This window comes from Microcystis sp. M169S2, assembly GCF_020245865.1.
Classification (GTDB): Bacteria; Cyanobacteriota; Cyanobacteriia; order Cyanobacteriales; family Microcystaceae; genus Microcystis; species Microcystis ichthyoblabe_A.
Map to the genome: position 1 here is coordinate 21,095 of NZ_JADBUB010000239.1, position 18,837 is coordinate 39,931.

The following is an 18,837-nucleotide window of genomic DNA, read 5'->3' on the forward strand; positions in this document are numbered from 1 at the left end:
ATGACAATTATCCAAGAAAAAACCCTCGCCCAAAAAGTCCGCGCCGATTTCCCTATCCTCCATCAAAACGTACACGATAAACCCCTTATCTATCTCGATAGTGCCGCCACTTCCCAAAAACCCATTCAAGTATTAGAAACCCTGCGAAACTATTACGAAAAAGATAACGCCAATGTGCATCGGGGGGCGCATACTTTAAGTGTCCGGGCAACGGAAGCCTACGAAGGGGCCAGAGATAAGGTGGCTAGGTTTATTAACGCCGCTTCTCGTCAGGAAATTGTCTATACTCGCAACGCCACGGAAGCGATTAATTTAGTCGCCTACAGTTGGGCGTTAAATACCCTGAAAGCAGGGGATGAAATTATTCTCTCGGTGATGGAACACCACAGTAATTTAATCCCCTGGCAAATTGTCTGCCAAAAGACGGGGGCGGTGATTAAATATGTGCCATTAACCAGCGAAGAAAGCTTTGATTTAGAACAATATAAATCCTTGTTATCTGACAAAACTAAATTAGTTGCTGTCCTTCATGTTTCTAATACATTAGGCTGTATTAATCCCGTTGCCGAAATAGTCAGCCTTGCCCATCAAGTCGGGGCGAAAGTATTAATTGATGCCTGTCAAAGTGTCCCCCATTTAGCCATTGATGTGCAGTCCATAGATTGTGATTGGTTGGTGGCTAGTGGTCATAAAATGTGCGCCCCCACCGGTATTGGATTTTTGTACGGCAAAGAGGCGATTTTAGAGGCAATGCCGCCCTTTTTTGGTGGTGGCGAAATGATTGCAGAAGTCTATTTAGACCATTTTACCTGTGCGGAACTGCCCCACAAATTTGAAGCGGGAACCCCCGCTATCGGCGAAGCGATTGCCCTCGGTGCTGCAGTAGAATATTTAATGGGTTTAGGTATGGATAATATTCATGCCTACGAAGAAGAGTTAACCGCCTATTTGTTCAAAAAATTAGGAGAAATTGAGGGTTTAAGAATTTACGGACCATCACCTAGTTTAACGGGCCAAGGTCGGGCTAGTTTAGCCGCCTTTAATGTGGAAGGAATTCATGCTAGTGATTTAGCCACTTTATTAGACCACGAAGGAATCGCTATTCGTTCCGGTCATCACTGTACCCAACCTCTACACCGCCTTTTTGATGCTTCCGGCAGCGCGCGGGCAAGTCTATATTTTTATAATACCCGCGAAGAAATTGATAGCTTTATTGTCGCTTTACAGGAAACTATCGATTTCTTTGCCAATTGTTTTTCTTAGGGGGATTTCTAGCCCTTTTCCTGTTCTTAAAGAGTGAAGGAAGTTACTTATTATTATCAAGGAATTTGTCCCGAAACGGGCGAGCTATTGCGCTTGCCCCGCACTCTTTTGGCTGAAAAAATCGCCCAAGATTTGATGACAACTATCACCAATCCTCAAGGTAAAATGTATGGAATTTTGTTAGGAGAAAATGCTGCTGGCGAAATAGAAATTTTAAAAGCTTTTTCTGGACAGGGAGAAGCCACCGGCTGGGTTCCGTCCCTAGTGGGCAGAGAAAAAATTGTGCTGGAAGAAAAGCGAGTTTTGCAACTTTTAGAAACAATTAAACAGGAAATTATCACTTTAAAATCAATTCCCGAACATAATTTATATCGACTCAATCAAGCAAATTTTGAGCGCAAAATCCAAGCTTTACAGCAACAACATCAAAACCATAAACAGGAACGAGATAGACTAAGAAACTTAGGAAATTTAAACTCAGAAGAATTAGAAAAGTTAAATAATCTCAGTCGTCAGGAAAAAAGAGCAAGAAAGCAATTAAAACAGGAACAAAAACAAGTTTTAGAACCCTTAATTGAGAAAATAAACTTAGCCAATCAGAGAATTATTGAACTTAAGCAACAGCGTAGGAACCTCTCCAAACAGTTACAGGAATTGCTGTATCAATCCTACTGTTTAAATAACTTTTCTGGACAATCTCTCTCCTTAGCTAAATTGATGGGCAGTAATTTGTTACCGACGGGAACAGGGGAATGTTGCGCCCCGAAATTATTAAATTATGCCGCTATGAAAGGATTAAAACCCATCGCTATGGCCGAATTTTGGTGGGGAGAATCGAATCGAGATAGAAAACAGGGAGAATTTTATGGCGCTTGTCAAGAAAGATGTCAACCTCTCATGGGTTTTTTACTCTCTGGTTTACGTTCATACCTAGAAATTATCTACGAAGACGAGGGAATAATTGCTATTAATAAACCTGCGGGATTATTATCGGTAGCAGGACGTTATCAAGATAGTCAAGATGCCGTGGTTAATCGTTTTCGTCGTCAAGGAAAAAATGTCATTCCCGTTCATCGTTTAGACCGGGAAACTTCGGGATTATTATTACTAGCTAAAAGTTTAGATATTTATCGTTGTTTATCCCAACAATTTCAACAGCGACAAGTGGAGAAAATCTATGAAGCTATATTACCAGAAATTATTGAGCAAGAATCGGGTATAATTGACCTACCTCTCTGGGGAAATCCGCAAAACCGACCCTATCAAACTGTGGATTGGCAAAGGGGAAAAGCTAGTCAAACCTATTTTAAAGTTATCGGTAAAGAAGGCAATTATTCTCGCCTCGAATTTATTCCCTACACGGGAAGAACCCATCAAATTCGTGTTCATAGTCAAGCGGGATTAGGGATAGGAATTTTAGGCGATTTTTTGTATAATGGTAAGCAGTCTGACCGTTTATACCTACACGCTAAACAATTATCTTTTCGTCATCCTCAGACCGAAACTAAAATTGACCTAATCATTCCCACTCCCTTTTGAGAGCTATAATTGCTAACGGTCAGAAAATAGATATGAGATCATCTATTGTAGTAGATATCTATGGGGGAAGTTCAGACATATATAAAAAACTGGCGATTAGGATTCACGACGGTTTTAGTAATGTATAATGTTATGTATATATTTCAACTGGCTATGGTCAGCAAAATCCGCCAGCAAATTTATATCTTTGTCTTTCATAACTAGCCTATACTCAACGGATTCAGTATTACTCCTAATTAAGAACTATTTTTCAGCCGGGGGAAACCAATTATCATCTAATATTTGTTCGAGGGATATATGAGCGTCTGAATTGAGGGAAAAAAGCTGAGAAACTGATTTAATCGCCACTGGATAAACTTTATCATACATAGCCGCTAATTCTGACCGTAAGCTGGGACTATCTTCTAAACGATGCTGAATTTGGGCGCGAAAATTGACTATTGCTGCCGCCCAATGATTACCTGACCGTTTTTTTTCTTCTTGCCAATAAGCCAGCTTTAAAAGATGTTCGATAAGACGGGTTAACAGACTCATTAAAGCTCGTCTATCACTTTTCCCCATACTCTCGATTTCTTCAATTAAATTATCCCAATCTACCTGCTCAAAATTACGCTCTCGTAACTGTTTTACCGTCTCTTTTAGCCATTGATTATAATCAGTTTCGTAGGCAGTTGACGACATAATTTAACTCTCCCTAGAAAATTACTTAAATGCCTTTCTATCTAAGGCCAGCTGAATAAATCTAAATGAGGGATTAAGAGAATTTCTCCTATCCCGTTACTGGGTACAAATCAAGGAAACCCCTAATAAATCTAAGGCCTTTTCTTGCAGAGGAGAATGACTGTTAGGAACTTTTTCTATCTATATGACTGCCATTCTAGCAAATATACTCCATCCCCGTCTATTAAGGAATATCACAATAAAAATGCAAGGTTTTTGAACCACGTTTTGCTCAAAACCTTGCACCTAATTTGATATTTATTTGGCAGATACTAATGAGCAATTATTTCTGCCCTTTCAACAAACTGAGGATAGTATCCAGTTTTTCCTCAAGTTTTTGGTTATCCTCCTCCAATTTAGTAATCTTATCCAACAGTGCTTGGTTTTCGCTGACTGCCGCTGCCGCCCGCAATTTACGGACATCGCGACCAAAGCCCATCAATGCTGGACGTTCCACATAAGTAACCCGGTGCAGTACCCGCCAGGCTTTATTGGGTTTACCTGCTTGGGCCTGACGCAAAGCCACCGCTTCCTCATCATTACTGCGTAACCATTCAGGATCGACTACATAGTTAAAGAAGTCGTGGAAGTGATTGCTACTGCCTTCTAGGTAGAAACTCATAAACCGATAGCGGTCTACTTTTTCCCCAGGCATAATCGGGCGATCGTTGTAGTCGGTAATGCCTTTATATTCCAAACCACTCAGATCTACATTCAACTCAAAACCCTTACTCCGAGCTTCAGTTTTGCTCATGGTTTGAGTTAAGTTGACCGTAGCTTGGGCGGTGAGTTCTACATCAACCCCCCCTATTGAGAATGAACTGTCAACTCCTAACCCGGCATTCAGACCAAAAGAGCCACCAATGGTATGTTCTACGGTATTGGCAAAGCTTTGGGCTTCAGTTCGCAGACCACCATCGGCATCCCAAACGTAGGTATTGACGATGTTGCGCTTACCTGCCCGAATTTGGATACTTTCCATCCGTTTCTGCCAGCCGGCAAAACTTTCTGTGGCTTGCACTCGTTTGTCTTGGTCAGTAATTTGGCTTTGAATCTCCGCTTGTTTAGCTTTAGCGGCAGCGTTGCTCTTGTCAGAAGCAGCAGCAGTATCTGCTTGAAATTGTTCGGCTTTCTGGTCTTGGGCTTTTTTCTTCTCCTCGTCAGTCATTTGGGTATTCGGTTTGTCTTCTTCCCGTTGTACTCCAATGGTGGTTGGTGCATCCCCACTGTCGATGTTTCGGTTCAAAGAGAGTTCATCGACTAAACGCACATTAAAGTTAGAAAAGTAAGATTCTCGGCGTTTATCTTCCGCTTCAATTTGGCGTTTTAAGTCATACGCCTCTTTCAAGCGATAGTAACTAGCGGGATAGAGAGAACCATACTGGCTACGCATTTCGGGAACGTGCTTGAAGAAGCGCTGGCTAGTAGCACTGCTGCCAGTCATCCCGTCCAAGCTACCGCTCATCGTGTAGGCAGGATTCATCAAAAAGGTGATGGTGTTGACATCTGGAGGAATGCCATCTACCGGCTGCACTTGGTAGCCGACCATTTTGCCACTGCGGGCCAGTCGGGTGACAAACACATCTGCCAAGGCTGAAACAACCAAAGCATAGCCAATATTCTTGGGAATAAATCGTGTCCCCAAATGAGGGAACTTAGTGCTTTCTTCTGGTGTGCCGCGTAGTTCCAGTTTATCGGTCATGCTCAGAGATGAACTCGAAGTAATGTTACTTTCATTTTGGAATTGGTAGCTGAAGTCAAAGTTGCCTTTAAAACCCACTCTGGCACTGCTGTCGATGGAAGTCCCCACACCCATAGGTGCTGTGAGGAAAGACATTGTTCCCCCTGCTCCAATAAAGGTATCAATTGTTGCTCCTAACCCAGCATCTTGAGAACGGTTCCAGCTAAACTCGACATCTTCAGACATGGTTAATTCCACAGAAGTCGCGCCATTGTAATCGTCTGACAAGGTTAGGTTTTCACTGGGTACGGGGGGTGGACCTTCAATATAACCCAACAAAGTCGGAGCAAATTGGGCGTTACCAATCCATTTCAGTTCTAAGGTTTCAATCCGCTTATCTGGTAGCAGGGTGACTCCATTGGTGGCAGGATAAGCAAAGAATCGCCGCATGATGGCCACCTTGGTTTTCGTGGATGATTCCACAGTCACGCTGCTGTACTCAGCAGAAACTAGGGCATCGGCACTAGGGAGATTGTCAATTTTGCCAATGGGTGCTGTACAACCCCACCAATTTGCCCCAGATACCGTGGCATTATAGCTATTACCGGAATGGTCGCGCACTTCCACTCCTGTGGCTTCACTCATGGGGTAGTAAGCCAACAAACCTGGTTCGTTGCCACTCAGAAGTAGGGTGCTGTTGACAGCAATTTCATCATCACTTAGGGCAACTCCCCAAACACGCACCTCTGCCAATTTACCGAACTGCTCACCTCGGATGAAGGGGGCAATAGATAGGGTTTGATCCTGCACGATGTTCGCTTCCACCACAGTGCCATGATTATTAGCCACTAGGTCTAAAACTTTACCTCCTTCGAGCTTATTCAGGGGATAGTAAGCCACTAAATTCGCTTCTTTTCCACTAAGGCGTCGAGACATATTAGCCTTAATTTCTGCTTGGGTGCGGGCTGTATTCCAGATGCGGACATCGGTAATTTGGCCATGAAAAAATCTGTCACTAGACCAGTTACTTCTGCCAATATAGTTAATAGTCCGTCTCAGATTATTTGGAAGATGCACTCTGCCTGTTTGAATCCGCTCACCATTTTTATAAAGGGTTGCCATTCCTGAAGCATCGATGGTTGCGGCTAGGTGAATCCATTTTTTTGTTTCTAATGCACCTGTTGCCGCAACTAGCTGTTCGGTGGATTGCCGATATATGCCAAAGCGTAGTGTGTTAGATGATCCTTCATTGCAAAGCAGGATATTTTCATTACCAGCACCATTACCAAAGTCAATAATTCTGGACCAAGATTGGAAACTGTCATACCATACCCAAGCTTCCACCGACATTCCTTTAGATAAGTCATAGTTGATTTCCGGTAAAGATACACAATCATTTACCCCATCAAACTTCATCATCGAATAATCAGGAGACTGATTAATAGCTAAATGATTGTTCGCGATCGCATAAACATGGCTATTAGATTTCAGACTAGCTTTCTTAAGGTCTTCAACCTTTTTCTTGGCGGCAGCATCGTTGGGGTTTTTATTCAGATTCTCTTCCGCATCTTTTAGGGCTTTTGCTTTCACATCACCCACTTTTTTGCCATCAACATAAAACAGAGTCGTATCCCCCCGACCGACAGCAGCGAGATGATGCCATCCCTCGGTTAACAACTCCATATTGAAACCGCTATCGTAAAAGTTCTGCCCCAAAGAATCATTGGTCAGATAAATCCCTAACTGTTTACGATTTCTGACCAGGATGTGATGATCCGCATCTTTGCCTCGGACTAAAGTATTCCATTCTGCCGTTTCTGGTAATGGATAAACGAACCAAGCTTCAATACTCCAGTCATCTGGAAGATACAAGGCTTGATTTAAGGTAACGATACTATTGCTGTTGCTAAAGTTCAAACAAGCCCGTTGAGCATCGGGAATCCACTGTTCAAAGGCGATATTTTTTCCATCTGCGGTAGCATCATAGTTCGTTTGCCGCATCCGTCCTTCCCTGTCTAAATAACTCAATTGGACATTGCCTTCACAAGTTTCAATGGCATTGAGGCGGCTGGCAGATTGGACAAAACCAAGTAACGCTCCTTGAGTCACTAACCCCTTGCTATCTTTAGCCACTTCGGGCATAGTTTGGGGCTTTGCCTGGGTGTTTTTGACAGCATTCAGGAAGTCAGTGTTCAGGGTATTTAACTCTGTTTGAAGCGCAGTGATTAAAGCAATCACTTGTGCCAAACGCGCATCCCAAGCTGCTTTATCCGCAGGAGTCGCAATTAATGCTGCATTAAGCAATTTAAAGCGGTCTTGTGCTTGGTTGAGTTCTTGAAGTTTTTTCTCCCAAGCTTCGCGTGCAAGAATAATTTTATCATTGCTAGTCTGATTCGTTTTTTGGATTTGAAACAGATTTCCATTGCCCTGATGTCGAATTAGCCGAACATAGTCATTATTCGACTGGTTTTCAACGTGGATTCCTTTCCACACAGTTCCTACTTGTACACTGATGTAATAATTGCCCCCGTCAGCGACAGAGAATCGGAAAAGATTCCCATTACCTTGATGCCGAATCAAAGAAGCATAGTCATTATTCGACTGATTTTCAACGTGGATTCCTTTCCACTCAGTTCCTACTTGTACATTAACGTAAGAATTTTCACTTTCAACGGCATAGAATCGGAAAAGATTCCCATTACCCTGATGTCGAATTAGCCGAGCATGGTCATTATTCGACTGGTTTTCAACGTGAATTCCTTTCCAAGAATCACCGACTTTTACTAGAATGTAGCAGAAATAATTAAAAGGGCTACTATTTTCGGCATTAAATCGAGATAATAGGGTTTGCTCTTCACTGGTGAGTTTTTGAATTTCTGCGGTTAATTTCTCAATCTCTGCTCTAGTCGCAGCCTGAGCATTATAGGCAGCAATTTTTGCTTCTAACTCTCGCTTTTCTTTGAGCAGAACAATTTCCTGTTTCTCTTTCACCTCCAGTTCTTTTAACTTCGCTGTTAAGGTGGCATGGTCATCGGCCAAAGTTGCCAAAGTCACACCATCTGAGTATTTCGCTTCCGTAATACTATCGGATAAGAGGCGAATCCGGTGTTTGCGAATTGCTAAGGATTGCCAACTTCCTTTAACATTGGCAATTTCAAAGGAACGTAACACACTGACTTCATCGGGAATTGTCACATTACAGGAAGCACGATACCAACCATTGCCCAAGTCTTCAAACTTATTTTGTACCCCCGAAATGGTCTTTTTCTCTTCGGCACTGCGGCTGGTTTTTCCCCAATAGGAAAAGGTGAAAATCTTCGTGCCAATATTTTTACCATCGGCATTGTCTAGATAGGCTAAATTAACCGGATTGGCTGAGTTAACTTTAAACTCAAAACTTTCCTCGTAAGTTGCCCGTTCGCTAACGGCAAATAGCTCAGGATTGCTATATTTAACCGCTGCAGCTCCTCCGGCAAGATTGCGGTTGAGAGTTGCCGCACTGACATAAGGTTCACCATAGACAGTACCATCATTGCAGTTCACAGAAAAGTCAACGACCTTGCCTTCGGAGATACCACCTAAGCGCCAATACCCTACTAAACCGACTTCTTTTCCTGTCAGTTGTAGGTACATACTATTTTTAATGTCTTCAGCAGTCCGGACTATTTTCCAAACACGGAGATCCGCAATTTGCCCTTCAAAATTCGTGACTCCTTCCCGACTATCACGCCCGATTCTGTGAGCAATTACAGCCTGCTTATCAGAAACTGCTCCAGAATATTCAAAATCAAGCACACCATCAATATAGCCTGATATCTTTTTGTTTTCCCGATCTCTGACAAAGCTGATAAAATGCCATTGATTGTCTCTTAAATCTTTGGCTCCAACTAGACTCTGTTGACCACCCCAGAAAAACCGTAGTTTCCCCTCGGCCGAAACTTCAAAATTAACGTCAATTGACTTCGGTAGTTGATAGTCTCCTAGCAAGACACCTCGGTTGGAATTTGCGGGAACTTTTACCCACATAGAAATCGTGAATGAACTGGAAAAAATCGGCAGTGGTTGCGTCAGTTCAATATAATCATCTACCCCATCAAACACGATCCCCCGCCGCTTTTGGGACACCAATTTCACATTGACAGCCTCTCCGATTGCCCATTTGCGTTCGATGACAAAATGGGTATCATCAACCTTTTGGACGGGGTAGGTGTCGTTGTAGTCTTCGGTGCCGGTAATTTGGACTTGATCGCCATTTTCCAAGCCATGATTAGCACAGGTGACTCGTAATTTGCCATCGGCAGTTTTTTGATAAGCGGTAATCATGCCATCAAAAATCAAACCACCTTCTTCTTGGTCTTCTTTTTCCCAATAACCCAATCCGCGATCCAAGGGGATGTCAATATCAAAGGTATCTTGATCTACTTTAATCGTCGGATACAACCCTTGATAATCACTGGTGCCGCTGATTTTTACTAAGTCGTAATTGGCTAAATCTGAAGCGCCGCCATCGGTGGATATTTTAACTAAATCTTCGATATCTTCCTTATCAGTTCCTGCGGCGAATCCGCTAATAATTCCTTGGGGAGGAGGGGTTTTGTCACCAATTGCTTTAATTTCATCTAAGGTGTTTAAGGGCAACAAAACTTCTCGCTGACGACTGCGAATAATCTTGCTATCGGGGGTTTCGTCAATTTCTCCTAAAGTACCATCCCCTGCGATGGCAAAACTGAAAGCGGCTGTCCCTTTGTCCGTGGGAATCGCTAACATTAATCGCGTGGCAGTTTTCAACAGTTGTTCTTCCCCGGACTGGGTTTGCTGGGCCTGTTGTAAATCATATTTAGTGGCAGATAAACCGTTGGTGACTGTCACCCCATTAATCTCTAAAGTCCGCTTAATCACCCCCGGAATCCGCCGGGGAACTAGGCTATCGTTTGATTCTTCAAAAACGGTGTAATCTTGAACGTCAAATAGTCCTGCTTCCGAGGCGCGAATGGTGGTTACTTCCACTTTCTGGGTTTGGCTGTTGTAGGCGAAAATATGCCAGCGATAAACATCATTTTCAATGGTGGGAACCAACACCACGGAAAACCAGCCTTTGTGCAGGTTATTGACTAAACTTAATTCGGTAGTGGGTTCATAGAAAAAGCTACCGTTGGCATCACGAAAGTCTAAGGTATCAATATCAATCAGTCCACTAGACCCCCGTTTCATATTTTTCGTGGGGGTGTGTTTCTGCTTACTCCGCTTAAACCGAACTTCTAGCTTGCGGTTCAGCTTATTGGTCATGCCGTCTAACACAAATCGGTCCACTAATAGCGTGTTAGATTTGGACTGACGAAAAACGTAAATATGTTCCAGGGCGGCAATGACTTGTACTGGCGCAACTGCGGTTATATTTTCGGTTTTGTAAAGGGATTTGAGGAGATATCGGCTGGAATCTTGTTGGTGAGTCAGTTCGGCTTTTTCTTTCTCAATTACCGACTGGTCATCAGCTTCATCGGGGAATTCTAGTGTTTGCCAGTTTTCCCAGCCGGTTCTTTGGTCGGCGGGGGTGTTGAGGTAGCTATCTTCAAACCCATCTTGCTTGACTGTGTAGGAAATTTTCCCCTCGGCATCGGTGGCGAACACCACTATCTTGCCCTCGTGGGTAATCGTACTAATATGTTGTAGTTTGTCTTTGAGTAGGTACATAAGTGTCTTTTTAGTTAGTTGGTTGACAGGGCCCACAAAACAAAAATCATGACCGCACTATCCCCGGCCATCTCGCCTAATCGGCCTTTGGGTTCCAGGATAACTAAGGATTATTCAGGAAAATTTCCTCTACTTTTTACCTGAATCCCCCAGCCATGCGTGATTATAAATTACCGATTATCCGCCCAATTCATATTTGTAACAAATCTTCACTTTAACCGTTCAGGAGGGAGATCAAGGAGAAATAATAAACTACCAATTAGCGCATTTAAGTGGGTGGGTGGAATTAAATCTAGGATGAACGTAGGTTGGGTTGAAGCATGAAACTCAACGCCCGCATGGGTTACGCTACCGCTAACCCATCCTACAAATAATTGTGCCTCCCTACTTACCAACAAAACTGACTCATATATAAAAAAACTGGCGATTACGATTCATGACGGTTATAGTAATGTATAATGTAATGTATATAATTAAACTGGCTATGGTCAGCAAAATCCGCAAGCAAATTTATATCGAAGCCGAGCAGAATAATTTACTGAAAGAGAAGGCCCGACAGACGGGACTGAGTGAGGCCGAGATCATCCGACAGGCGATCGATCAACACATAATTTCCGTCAACGTTGACCCTGAGCGAAGCCGAAGGGTCAACTCTCCCACCCCGAACTTGAGCGCTTGGGAGCGAGAAAAGGCCTTTATCGCCGGTCTCGAAAACCGCCCATCACAACCGGGTAAAAGGGATTGGCAAAGGGACGATCTCTATGAACGATAGAGTCCTGCTCGATACCAATATTCTGGTCTATCTCTACGATATCGCCGAGAAAAGCAAACGGGAACGGGCATTAACCGTTGTCGATGACCTGATCCGCACCACCCGCGCCGTCATCAGTCCGCAGGTGATGGGAGAATTCTTTCAGGCCGTCACCCGCAGCCGTCGCCCCCTGCTAACCCAGGAAGAAGCTCTGGCCCGCATCCGTCAATATCTAATAGCCTGTGAGGTAGTTCCGATCACCGAGTTGATCGTTCTGGAAGCCACCCGTGGAGTAGAAAGTTACCAGTTTTCCTACTGGGATGCCCAGATCTGGGCGACCGCTCGCTTAAATCAAATCACCACGGTCTATAGCGAGGATTTTAATTCCGGGGCTACCATTGAGGGAATTCATTTCGTCAACCCCCTGAACGATGGCGGCAGACTTTCTTTTGGGTAAGATAGCTGTAGTTTCGCCAAGATTCCCAAGAAGGCGAGGGCGGCGGCTTCTTAACGAAGGCAGGAGGCGGTCGGCCGTTTTTGTAACGGGGATTTATGCCCCGCTCCCAAAACTTTTCGCCTTGTTGCTGTGCCAAATCCTTGACCCATAAACAATCATCCTCAAGATAACAAATCGATGGCAATTGTCGATGATAGCTGAGATTCTATCACTTGATGACCGAGATTAACTGGCCGAGCATTTCCCTCTACTGGGGCGCAATAACGGGGAATTGGACTAGAAACGAGGCTAATATGACGGTCACTCACCGCTAATCCATGGGTAGGATCATAACCTTTCCAGCCGCCCCCCGGCAAATACACCTCTACCCAAGCGTGTAAATGTCTTTCTCCTTGGTCTAAATCTCCTTCTTGATAGCCACTGACAAAACGGGAAGCTAATCCCACACAGCGACACACATCCATAAATAAAACCACAAAATCGCGACAGGAACCCTGCTTATTTTTCCAAGTGTTTCCGGGTAGATAGGGTTCCCCGTTAAGACGAATAATTTGCTGACAATTTCGGTAAATTTTGTCATTAAGATTAAACAGGAAAGATAGCACCTGTCCCTCGGTTTCCTGCATAACTTCCTGGGCTAATGCTGCCACATCGGGGTCATTAGCTAACCCATAAAATTGTCTGTAGGGTTGTAATTGACTGTGGAGAGAAATGGGATAATCAAAGGGTAAACAGGTCGCCCAAGGTTCCAATAAATACTGGAAAGGATTAACCCCATGGGTTTCCACTTCACTCACCACATCAATCAATAATTCTTCCGTCGGTTGATTAAACCAAATTTGTAAACAAGAATTGCCATCGAGGTCGATAATATTAGTTATTGTTAAAGGTTCTGGGTTAATTTTGAGTGTGAACTCTCGTAAAGTTTGCCCACCATCAGATTTTGGTCGCAAGCGCAGCAGATGGGGTGATAAAATCACGGGTTGATTATAGAAATAGTTGGTTTGATGCCGAATGTGATAACGCATTAAGTTGTTAATTGGGATTGATATTGAAAGTTATTTACTGGCAGAGGTGAGGCAAGTTCAGGATTAAAAACGAAGAAAGTTTCTGTCATTTTTATTCCCACATCATTAACTCTTTTTTGAATATGGTCGAGGAATTCATGCAATCCCATTTCAATAACATCCTCGATAGTTAGATAGCTCATTTCCGCACAAAGTCGCCCTAAACTTCTTTCTACCGAATTCCCCCAAGTTCCTATAGGAGTCCCTGTAACTTGATGTAAACAGTGGTCTAATTCCCGCAGACAAAAGTGAATTGAACGAGGAAATTCTCGATTAAGAATTAAAAATTCGGCCACGTCACTAGGAGTAATCCGTCGTTGACATTTACGATACATTTCGTAGGCACTCACCGACCGCAGTAAAGCAATCCATTGAATTTGGTCTAGAGAAGTTCCTACCCATTGGGCGGAAGGCAAGAGATAATAGTATTTAACATCAAGAATTCTGGCGGTTTTATCGGCGCGTTCCTGTAATCTTCCCATAACGCCAAAATGCCAACCTTCATTATGAGTCATCGTCGCATCCATTACCCCCGCAAAACGGTGACTAGCCAATTTAACTTGGGTAAAAAAGTTCGGTAAAGTAGTTTGAGGATGGTAAGAGGAAGCATCTTTTACCATCAAGAAAAAACCATTAACCTGTTCCCACATTTCCGAAGAAATAATCTCGCGAACTGACCGAGCATTTTCTCGCGCCCAGCGCAAACAAGAGATAATTGAACTACTATATTCCGTGTCAAATGTCAAGAAATTGATCACATTTTCTGCGGTGGCTGTGCCGTAACGTTTCTTGAATTGTTCTAAATCTCCCGTGGTTAAAACCAAGGGTTCCCACTGTTGCAAAACACTGGTAGGTACATCTAACATTAAATTAAGATTAACATCCATAAACCGGGCGACATTTTCCGCCCGTTCAATATAGCGATTTAACCAATAAATTGAATCAGCAACTCTACTAAGCATAATTAACTGGGAAAAAGTGAAAAGAAAAAAGAAAAGGGTAGGGTGGGTTACTAACCCACCAAAATTTTGATCATTGTCCTGATTACTTGGTTAAAACCCAAGTGTCTTTACTGCCACCACCTTGAGAGGAATTAACCACTAAAGAACCCTTTTTCAAAGCTACGCGAGTTAACCCCCCGGGATGCACATAAATTTCATCGCCACGATGGAGAATATAGGGACGTAAATCCACATGACGACCTTCAACTTCCGTGTCAATTAAAGTGGGAACCCTAGAAAGACTTAACACCGGTTGAGCGATATAATTGCGGGGATTAGCGGCAATGCGTGGGGCGAATTCTGCCCTTTGTTCGGGGGTAGCTTGAGAACCGACTAACATCCCATAACCTCCCGACTCATTAGCGGCTTTCACAACTAACTTATCGAGATTATTTAAGACATAATCTAAGTCCTTTTCTCGCCAACAAAGATAGGTAGGAACGTTATTTAAAATCGCTTCTTCTCCCAGATAATAACGGATCATATCCGGGACAAAAGCATAAATAACCTTATCATCGGCGACTCCCGTACCAGGAGCATTAGCTAAAGCGACGCGACCTTCCTGGAAAACTTTTAATAACCCTGGTACACCTAACATCGAATCGGGACGAAAAACCGCCGGATCTAAAAAGTCATCATCGAGGCGACGATAGACCACATCTACCCGTCTTAATCCCTTGGTGGTTTTCATTTGTAGATAACCATCAAAGACAACTAAATCACGCCCTTCCACTAATTCTACCCCCATTTGTTGGGCGATAAAAGAATGTTCAAAGTAGGCAGAATTATAGGTTCCGGGGGTCAAAACTACTACGGTGGGATTAGGTAATTGGGGCGGTGCTAAATTAAGGAGAGTTTCCAACAGATGGGAAGGATAATCATCTACCGGTTTAACATTCATTGTCTGGAAAATATCGGGGAAGGTGCTTTTCATTACCCGACGATTTTCGAGGACATAGGAAATACCGGAAGGAACCCGCAAATTATCCTCTAAAACGTACCATTGACCATCCTTATCGCGGACTAAATCGGTCCCCGTGATGTGACACCAGATACCTCCGGCGGGTTTCAGTCCAAGACAGGGTTTCAGAAATCCCGTCGCCGAGGCGATTAATTCGGGGGGAATAATGCCATCTTTAATGATTAATTGATCATTGTAGATATCGGAGAGAAAAAGATTGAGAGCTTTGATGCGTTGTTTCAGTCCTCTTTCTAAATAATCCCAGTCCTCAGCCGCGACAATTCGGGGAATAATATCAAAAGGAAAGATTTTTTCTACCCCTTGATTGTCGCTATAGACATTGAAAGTCACCCCCAATTCAAACAGGGCCGACTGAGCGGTTTCCCGGTGTTGTTGAAGTTCTTGGGGCGGCAGATTCTGCAACCATTTGATTAAAGGGGACGCGTGGGGACGAGGTTGACCATCATCTAAGAATAGTTCGTCGTAGAAGCCTTCGGGATCGTAGGTATTTAATAGCACACTGACCTCATTGCATACCTTACCTATTCCCAGTGTCGGACAATTGGCCTGATTTTTTGTAGTCTAGGAGACATTTTAAGGGAAATTTTAGGAAGTTAGCGGTTTTTCGGGTCTAGCGATCGCCGATTGATCCCCACCGGTGGAGAAACCTGACAAGAGCGAGAATTAGCCCTGAAAACTGTGTTACATTTTTTAAAGGTCACACCTTAAATCTTTCATTTTTCTTACTGGTTACGCGATGTTTACCAAACAAGTAACGGATTCCAAAGCCTATCAATGGTTTGAGGAACGCTTAGAAATTCAAGGGATCGCTGATGATATCAGCACCAAATACGTTCCCCCCCACGTTAATATCTTCTACTGTCTGGGTGGTATCACCCTTGTGTGCTTCGTGATCCAGTTTGCCACTGGTTTCGCCATGACCTTCTACTACAAACCCACCGTAGCAGAGGCCCTCTCCTCCGTACAGTACATCATGAACGAAGTTAACTTTGGTTGGTTAATTCGTTCTATCCATCGCTGGTCTGCCAGTATGATGGTCTTGATGATGATCCTGCACGTTTTCCGCGTCTATCTGACCGGTGGCTTCAAAAAACCTCGCGAATTAACCTGGGTCACTGGGGTTGTCCTGGCCGTAATCACCGTTAGCTTCGGTGTCACCGGTTACTCCTTACCCTGGGATCAGGTGGGTTACTGGGCGGTTAAAATCGTTTCTGGTGTACCTGCTGCTATTCCCGTCGTCGGTGATCAACTCGTCACCCTGATGCGCGGTAGCGAAAGCGTAGGTCAAGCAACTTTAACCCGTTTCTACAGCTTACATACCTTTGTACTACCCTGGTCGATCGCGGTCTTCATGTTGCTACATTTCTTGATGATCCGTAAACAAGGCATTTCTGGGCCTCTATAATTCAGAAAAATATCTCTGTCGATCCGAAATCATTTTTAGGAGACATTATCCATGTCCACATTAAAAAAGCCCGATCTCAGCGATCCCGCTCTACGCGCTAAGTTGGCTAAAGGGATGGGTCACAACTACTACGGTGAACCCGCTTGGCCCAACGATCTACTCTATGTCTTCCCGGTGGTTATCTTCGGTACAATCGGACTCTGCACCGGTTTAGCGATTATGGATCCCACCATGATCGGTGAACCTGCCGATCCTTTCGCTACTCCCTTAGAAATTCTGCCAGAGTGGTATCTTTATCCCGTTTTCCAAATTCTCCGCATTCTTCCTAACAAACTTCTAGGTATCGCTTGCATGGCCGGCGTTCCCCTAGGCTTGATGTTAGTTCCTTTTATTGAAAGCGTCAATAAATTCCAAAATCCCTTCCGTCGTCCCGTCGCTACCGCTATCTTCCTATTTGGTACTGTGGTCACGATTTGGTTAGGTATTGGTGCCACTTTCCCCATCGATATATCTTTAACTCTCGGTTTGTTCTAATTTACTGAACACCACCGGTTTTTTGCCCACGCTTGTGATTCCTGACTTTGGAAGAGCGATCGTGGGCAATTTTAATGGTGATTTCCTCTAACGGGTAATTTGTTGTACCAAAGCGATGACATCGCTGCGGCTGAGTTTTTCCTTACCTAAAGCTAGGACTTCGAGAGTGCCATGGGCTAAAGCGAGGGGAATCTTACAAAAATCGAGTGCCGGCCCTTTCGGCAGCGATTGAGTGTAATAATCGGCTAATTTCAGATTACGACGGGCATAATTATGAATATCACTAATTGTCCAACCCTGGGGCAGAAAACTTACCCCCCGGCGCCGATCCTCCCCATGGTTGCGGGCAATATTAACCGCTTGTAAACCCCGACCAAAACCGATGGCATAACTGCGATTAGTTTCGGTGCCATCGTACCAATTCCAGAGGTCAGACAGCAATAAACCCACGGCACCAGCCACACTAAAGGTATATTGATCTAATTCCACTTCCGTGCGAATATCCCAGTTATTTCCGGCCCAGTAGGCCATGCGATCGGCCATGGCCGCCGTGGCATCCCAAACCCGGGGGGCGATCGAATCCGGTGCTAACATTGCCCATTCGCCAATTCTCAGGGTTACTTCCGGCAAAATCTCCCGATGGACTAAGCCAAAAGTAAAATCCTCTTTGGTAGAATTTTGGGTACCTGCTTGTAAATTCAGGCTAATTTGTCTTAATATCTGGGCTTTACTGAAGTTATCTAGGTCGGGATGGTCTTCTACTTCATCGATCGCCCTCATACAGAGATAAGCTGAGGCTACTGCCTCGAGCAGACGATCCGGTAAACGACTTATGGGAATATAAAAAGTTCGACTCGTTTCTTGCAGAATCGTTAAAGCATTATCGCGCAAATTCATTCAGTCCACTCCTCACGCCAACTTAGGTAACTACGAGTTAAACCAATCAGATAGATCGGTTTAGGTATTCCGATGTTCCTAAGACAAAGTTGCTGTCTATTGTAGTATGATTATTCAAAATTTCGAGATTATTCTCGAAAAAATCAACCATTAGGGTCTTCTTGACAATTTTTCTTTCTGGTATAGCTGAGAGACAATTACGGCAATTTTTCGAGATTACAGGCTTAAAAGCGGTTTTTGCCCGTTTTTAAACAGTATTTTGCGGCTTCATGGCAGGGATTGAAAGGAGATCACTTGTAAAACCGGGCCGATCATGGCCAGAGTCATCACATCTGAGCGAATTTGACCTATAACTGTCACTTTTGCCTTTGTTTGGATTAATTCGGCGGGCGGTTCCATTAATTCGTAGGTTTGACCGTTATCGGCAATTAATGCCCAAGTTCCCGTGCCTATTTCGATTCTTTTTACCTGACCCGTTACACTAACACTCATGCTTTAATTTCCCCGATCGAGGCGATCGCAATTGCCGCCCCTGTTACAAGCATTGTATCGATATCTTTCCTCGGCATTGATTGCCAATTTTGTCAGACTTTAACCCCGTAAATCAGTTTTTTTTATCTAAAAAGCGATCGCTACTTCCGCCACCACCGCTAAGAGGGAGGCCACAGCCGCTAAAATCATTATTTCTCGATCGGATTGTCTCATAACTAGGGTTTGCGGCAAAAAGTTTTTCTTGGGGGCAGGGTGTGGGGTGTGGGGTGTGGGGTGTAGGGTTTTACCGATTTTGAAGGGGTCAATTACCTAATTTTCAGGGAAAAAGTCCCTGAATTTTCCCCCCGATCACTCCCA

At 43.9% G+C, this 18,837-nt stretch carries 13 protein-coding genes; 6 read left to right on the plus strand and 7 right to left on the minus strand.

The window, feature by feature from the left end:
- Complete coding sequence (locus IM485_RS21290; protein ID WP_287745432.1) at nt 1–1,263, plus strand: SufS family cysteine desulfurase; 1,263 nt, start codon at nt 1–3, stop codon at nt 1,261–1,263.
- A gap of 33 nt (nt 1,264–1,296) precedes the next feature.
- Nucleotides 1,297–2,802 carry an RluA family pseudouridine synthase gene (locus IM485_RS21295; RefSeq protein ID WP_104396679.1) on the plus strand — a complete coding sequence of 502 codons (1,506 nt, stop codon included), beginning with the start codon at nt 1,297–1,299 and terminating at the stop codon, nt 2,800–2,802.
- Nucleotides 2,803–3,045: 243 nt separating this feature from the next.
- Here IM485_RS21295 and IM485_RS21300 read toward each other — a convergent pair whose 3' ends face one another.
- Entirely contained in the window at nt 3,046–3,483 is a 438-nt protein-coding gene (locus IM485_RS21300) for a DUF29 domain-containing protein (RefSeq protein WP_104396680.1), read from the minus strand.
- Between the two features lie 322 nt (nt 3,484–3,805).
- On the minus strand, nt 3,806–10,894 hold the full coding sequence (locus IM485_RS21305; RefSeq protein WP_287745434.1) for a LamG-like jellyroll fold domain-containing protein: 7,089 nt from the start codon (nt 10,892–10,894) through the stop codon (nt 3,806–3,808).
- Between the two features lie 436 nt (nt 10,895–11,330).
- Between IM485_RS21305 and IM485_RS21310 the strand changes: the two genes are divergently transcribed.
- On the plus strand, nt 11,331–11,666 hold the full coding sequence (locus IM485_RS21310; RefSeq protein WP_287745436.1) for a ribbon-helix-helix domain-containing protein: 336 nt from the start codon (nt 11,331–11,333) through the stop codon (nt 11,664–11,666).
- Nucleotides 11,656–12,102: a PIN domain-containing protein gene (locus IM485_RS21315; RefSeq protein ID WP_002794784.1), complete on the plus strand. Its 447-nt coding sequence runs from the start codon at nt 11,656–11,658 to the stop codon at nt 12,100–12,102. The genes IM485_RS21310 and IM485_RS21315 overlap by 11 nt, the downstream gene beginning before the upstream one ends.
- 161 nt (nt 12,103–12,263) lie before the next feature.
- On the opposite strand, the gene IM485_RS21320 is transcribed toward IM485_RS21315, so the two are convergent.
- From IM485_RS21320 to IM485_RS21330, 3 genes are all read right to left on the minus strand, one after another.
- Nucleotides 12,264–13,130, minus strand: a complete 867-nt coding sequence (locus IM485_RS21320; RefSeq protein ID WP_287745438.1) for a transglutaminase family protein — start codon at nt 13,128–13,130, stop codon at nt 12,264–12,266.
- Nucleotides 13,130–14,131, minus strand: coding sequence for an alpha-E domain-containing protein (locus IM485_RS21325; RefSeq protein WP_287745440.1), 1,002 nt, complete (start codon nt 14,129–14,131; stop codon nt 13,130–13,132). Before IM485_RS21325 ends, IM485_RS21320 begins: the two co-directional genes overlap by 1 nt.
- An 82-nt stretch (nt 14,132–14,213) precedes the next feature.
- Nucleotides 14,214–15,650 carry a circularly permuted type 2 ATP-grasp protein gene (locus IM485_RS21330; RefSeq protein ID WP_104396685.1) on the minus strand — a complete coding sequence of 479 codons (1,437 nt, stop codon included), beginning with the start codon at nt 15,648–15,650 and terminating at the stop codon, nt 14,214–14,216.
- 238 nt (nt 15,651–15,888) lie between these two features.
- On the opposite strand from IM485_RS21330, the gene petB reads away from it, so the two are divergent.
- Together petB and petD are read left to right on the plus strand one after the other, a co-directional pair.
- Entirely contained in the window at nt 15,889–16,557 is a 669-nt protein-coding gene (gene petB, locus IM485_RS21335) for a cytochrome b6 (protein ID WP_002738970.1), read from the plus strand.
- A 51-nt stretch (nt 16,558–16,608) separates the two neighbouring features.
- On the plus strand, nt 16,609–17,091 hold the full coding sequence (gene petD / locus IM485_RS21340) for a cytochrome b6-f complex subunit IV (protein WP_002738373.1): 483 nt from the start codon (nt 16,609–16,611) through the stop codon (nt 17,089–17,091).
- A gap of 87 nt (nt 17,092–17,178) precedes the next feature.
- Here petD and IM485_RS21345 read toward each other — a convergent pair whose 3' ends face one another.
- Entirely contained in the window at nt 17,179–17,988 is an 810-nt protein-coding gene (locus tag IM485_RS21345) for a squalene/phytoene synthase family protein (RefSeq protein WP_104396686.1), read from the minus strand.
- A 267-nt stretch (nt 17,989–18,255) separates the two neighbouring features.
- The gene (locus IM485_RS21350) at nt 18,256–18,480 is read right to left on the minus strand and encodes a hypothetical protein (protein WP_104396687.1); all 225 of its coding nucleotides are present in this window, start codon (nt 18,478–18,480) and stop codon (nt 18,256–18,258) included.
- Nucleotides 18,481–18,837 lie beyond the last annotated feature (357 nt).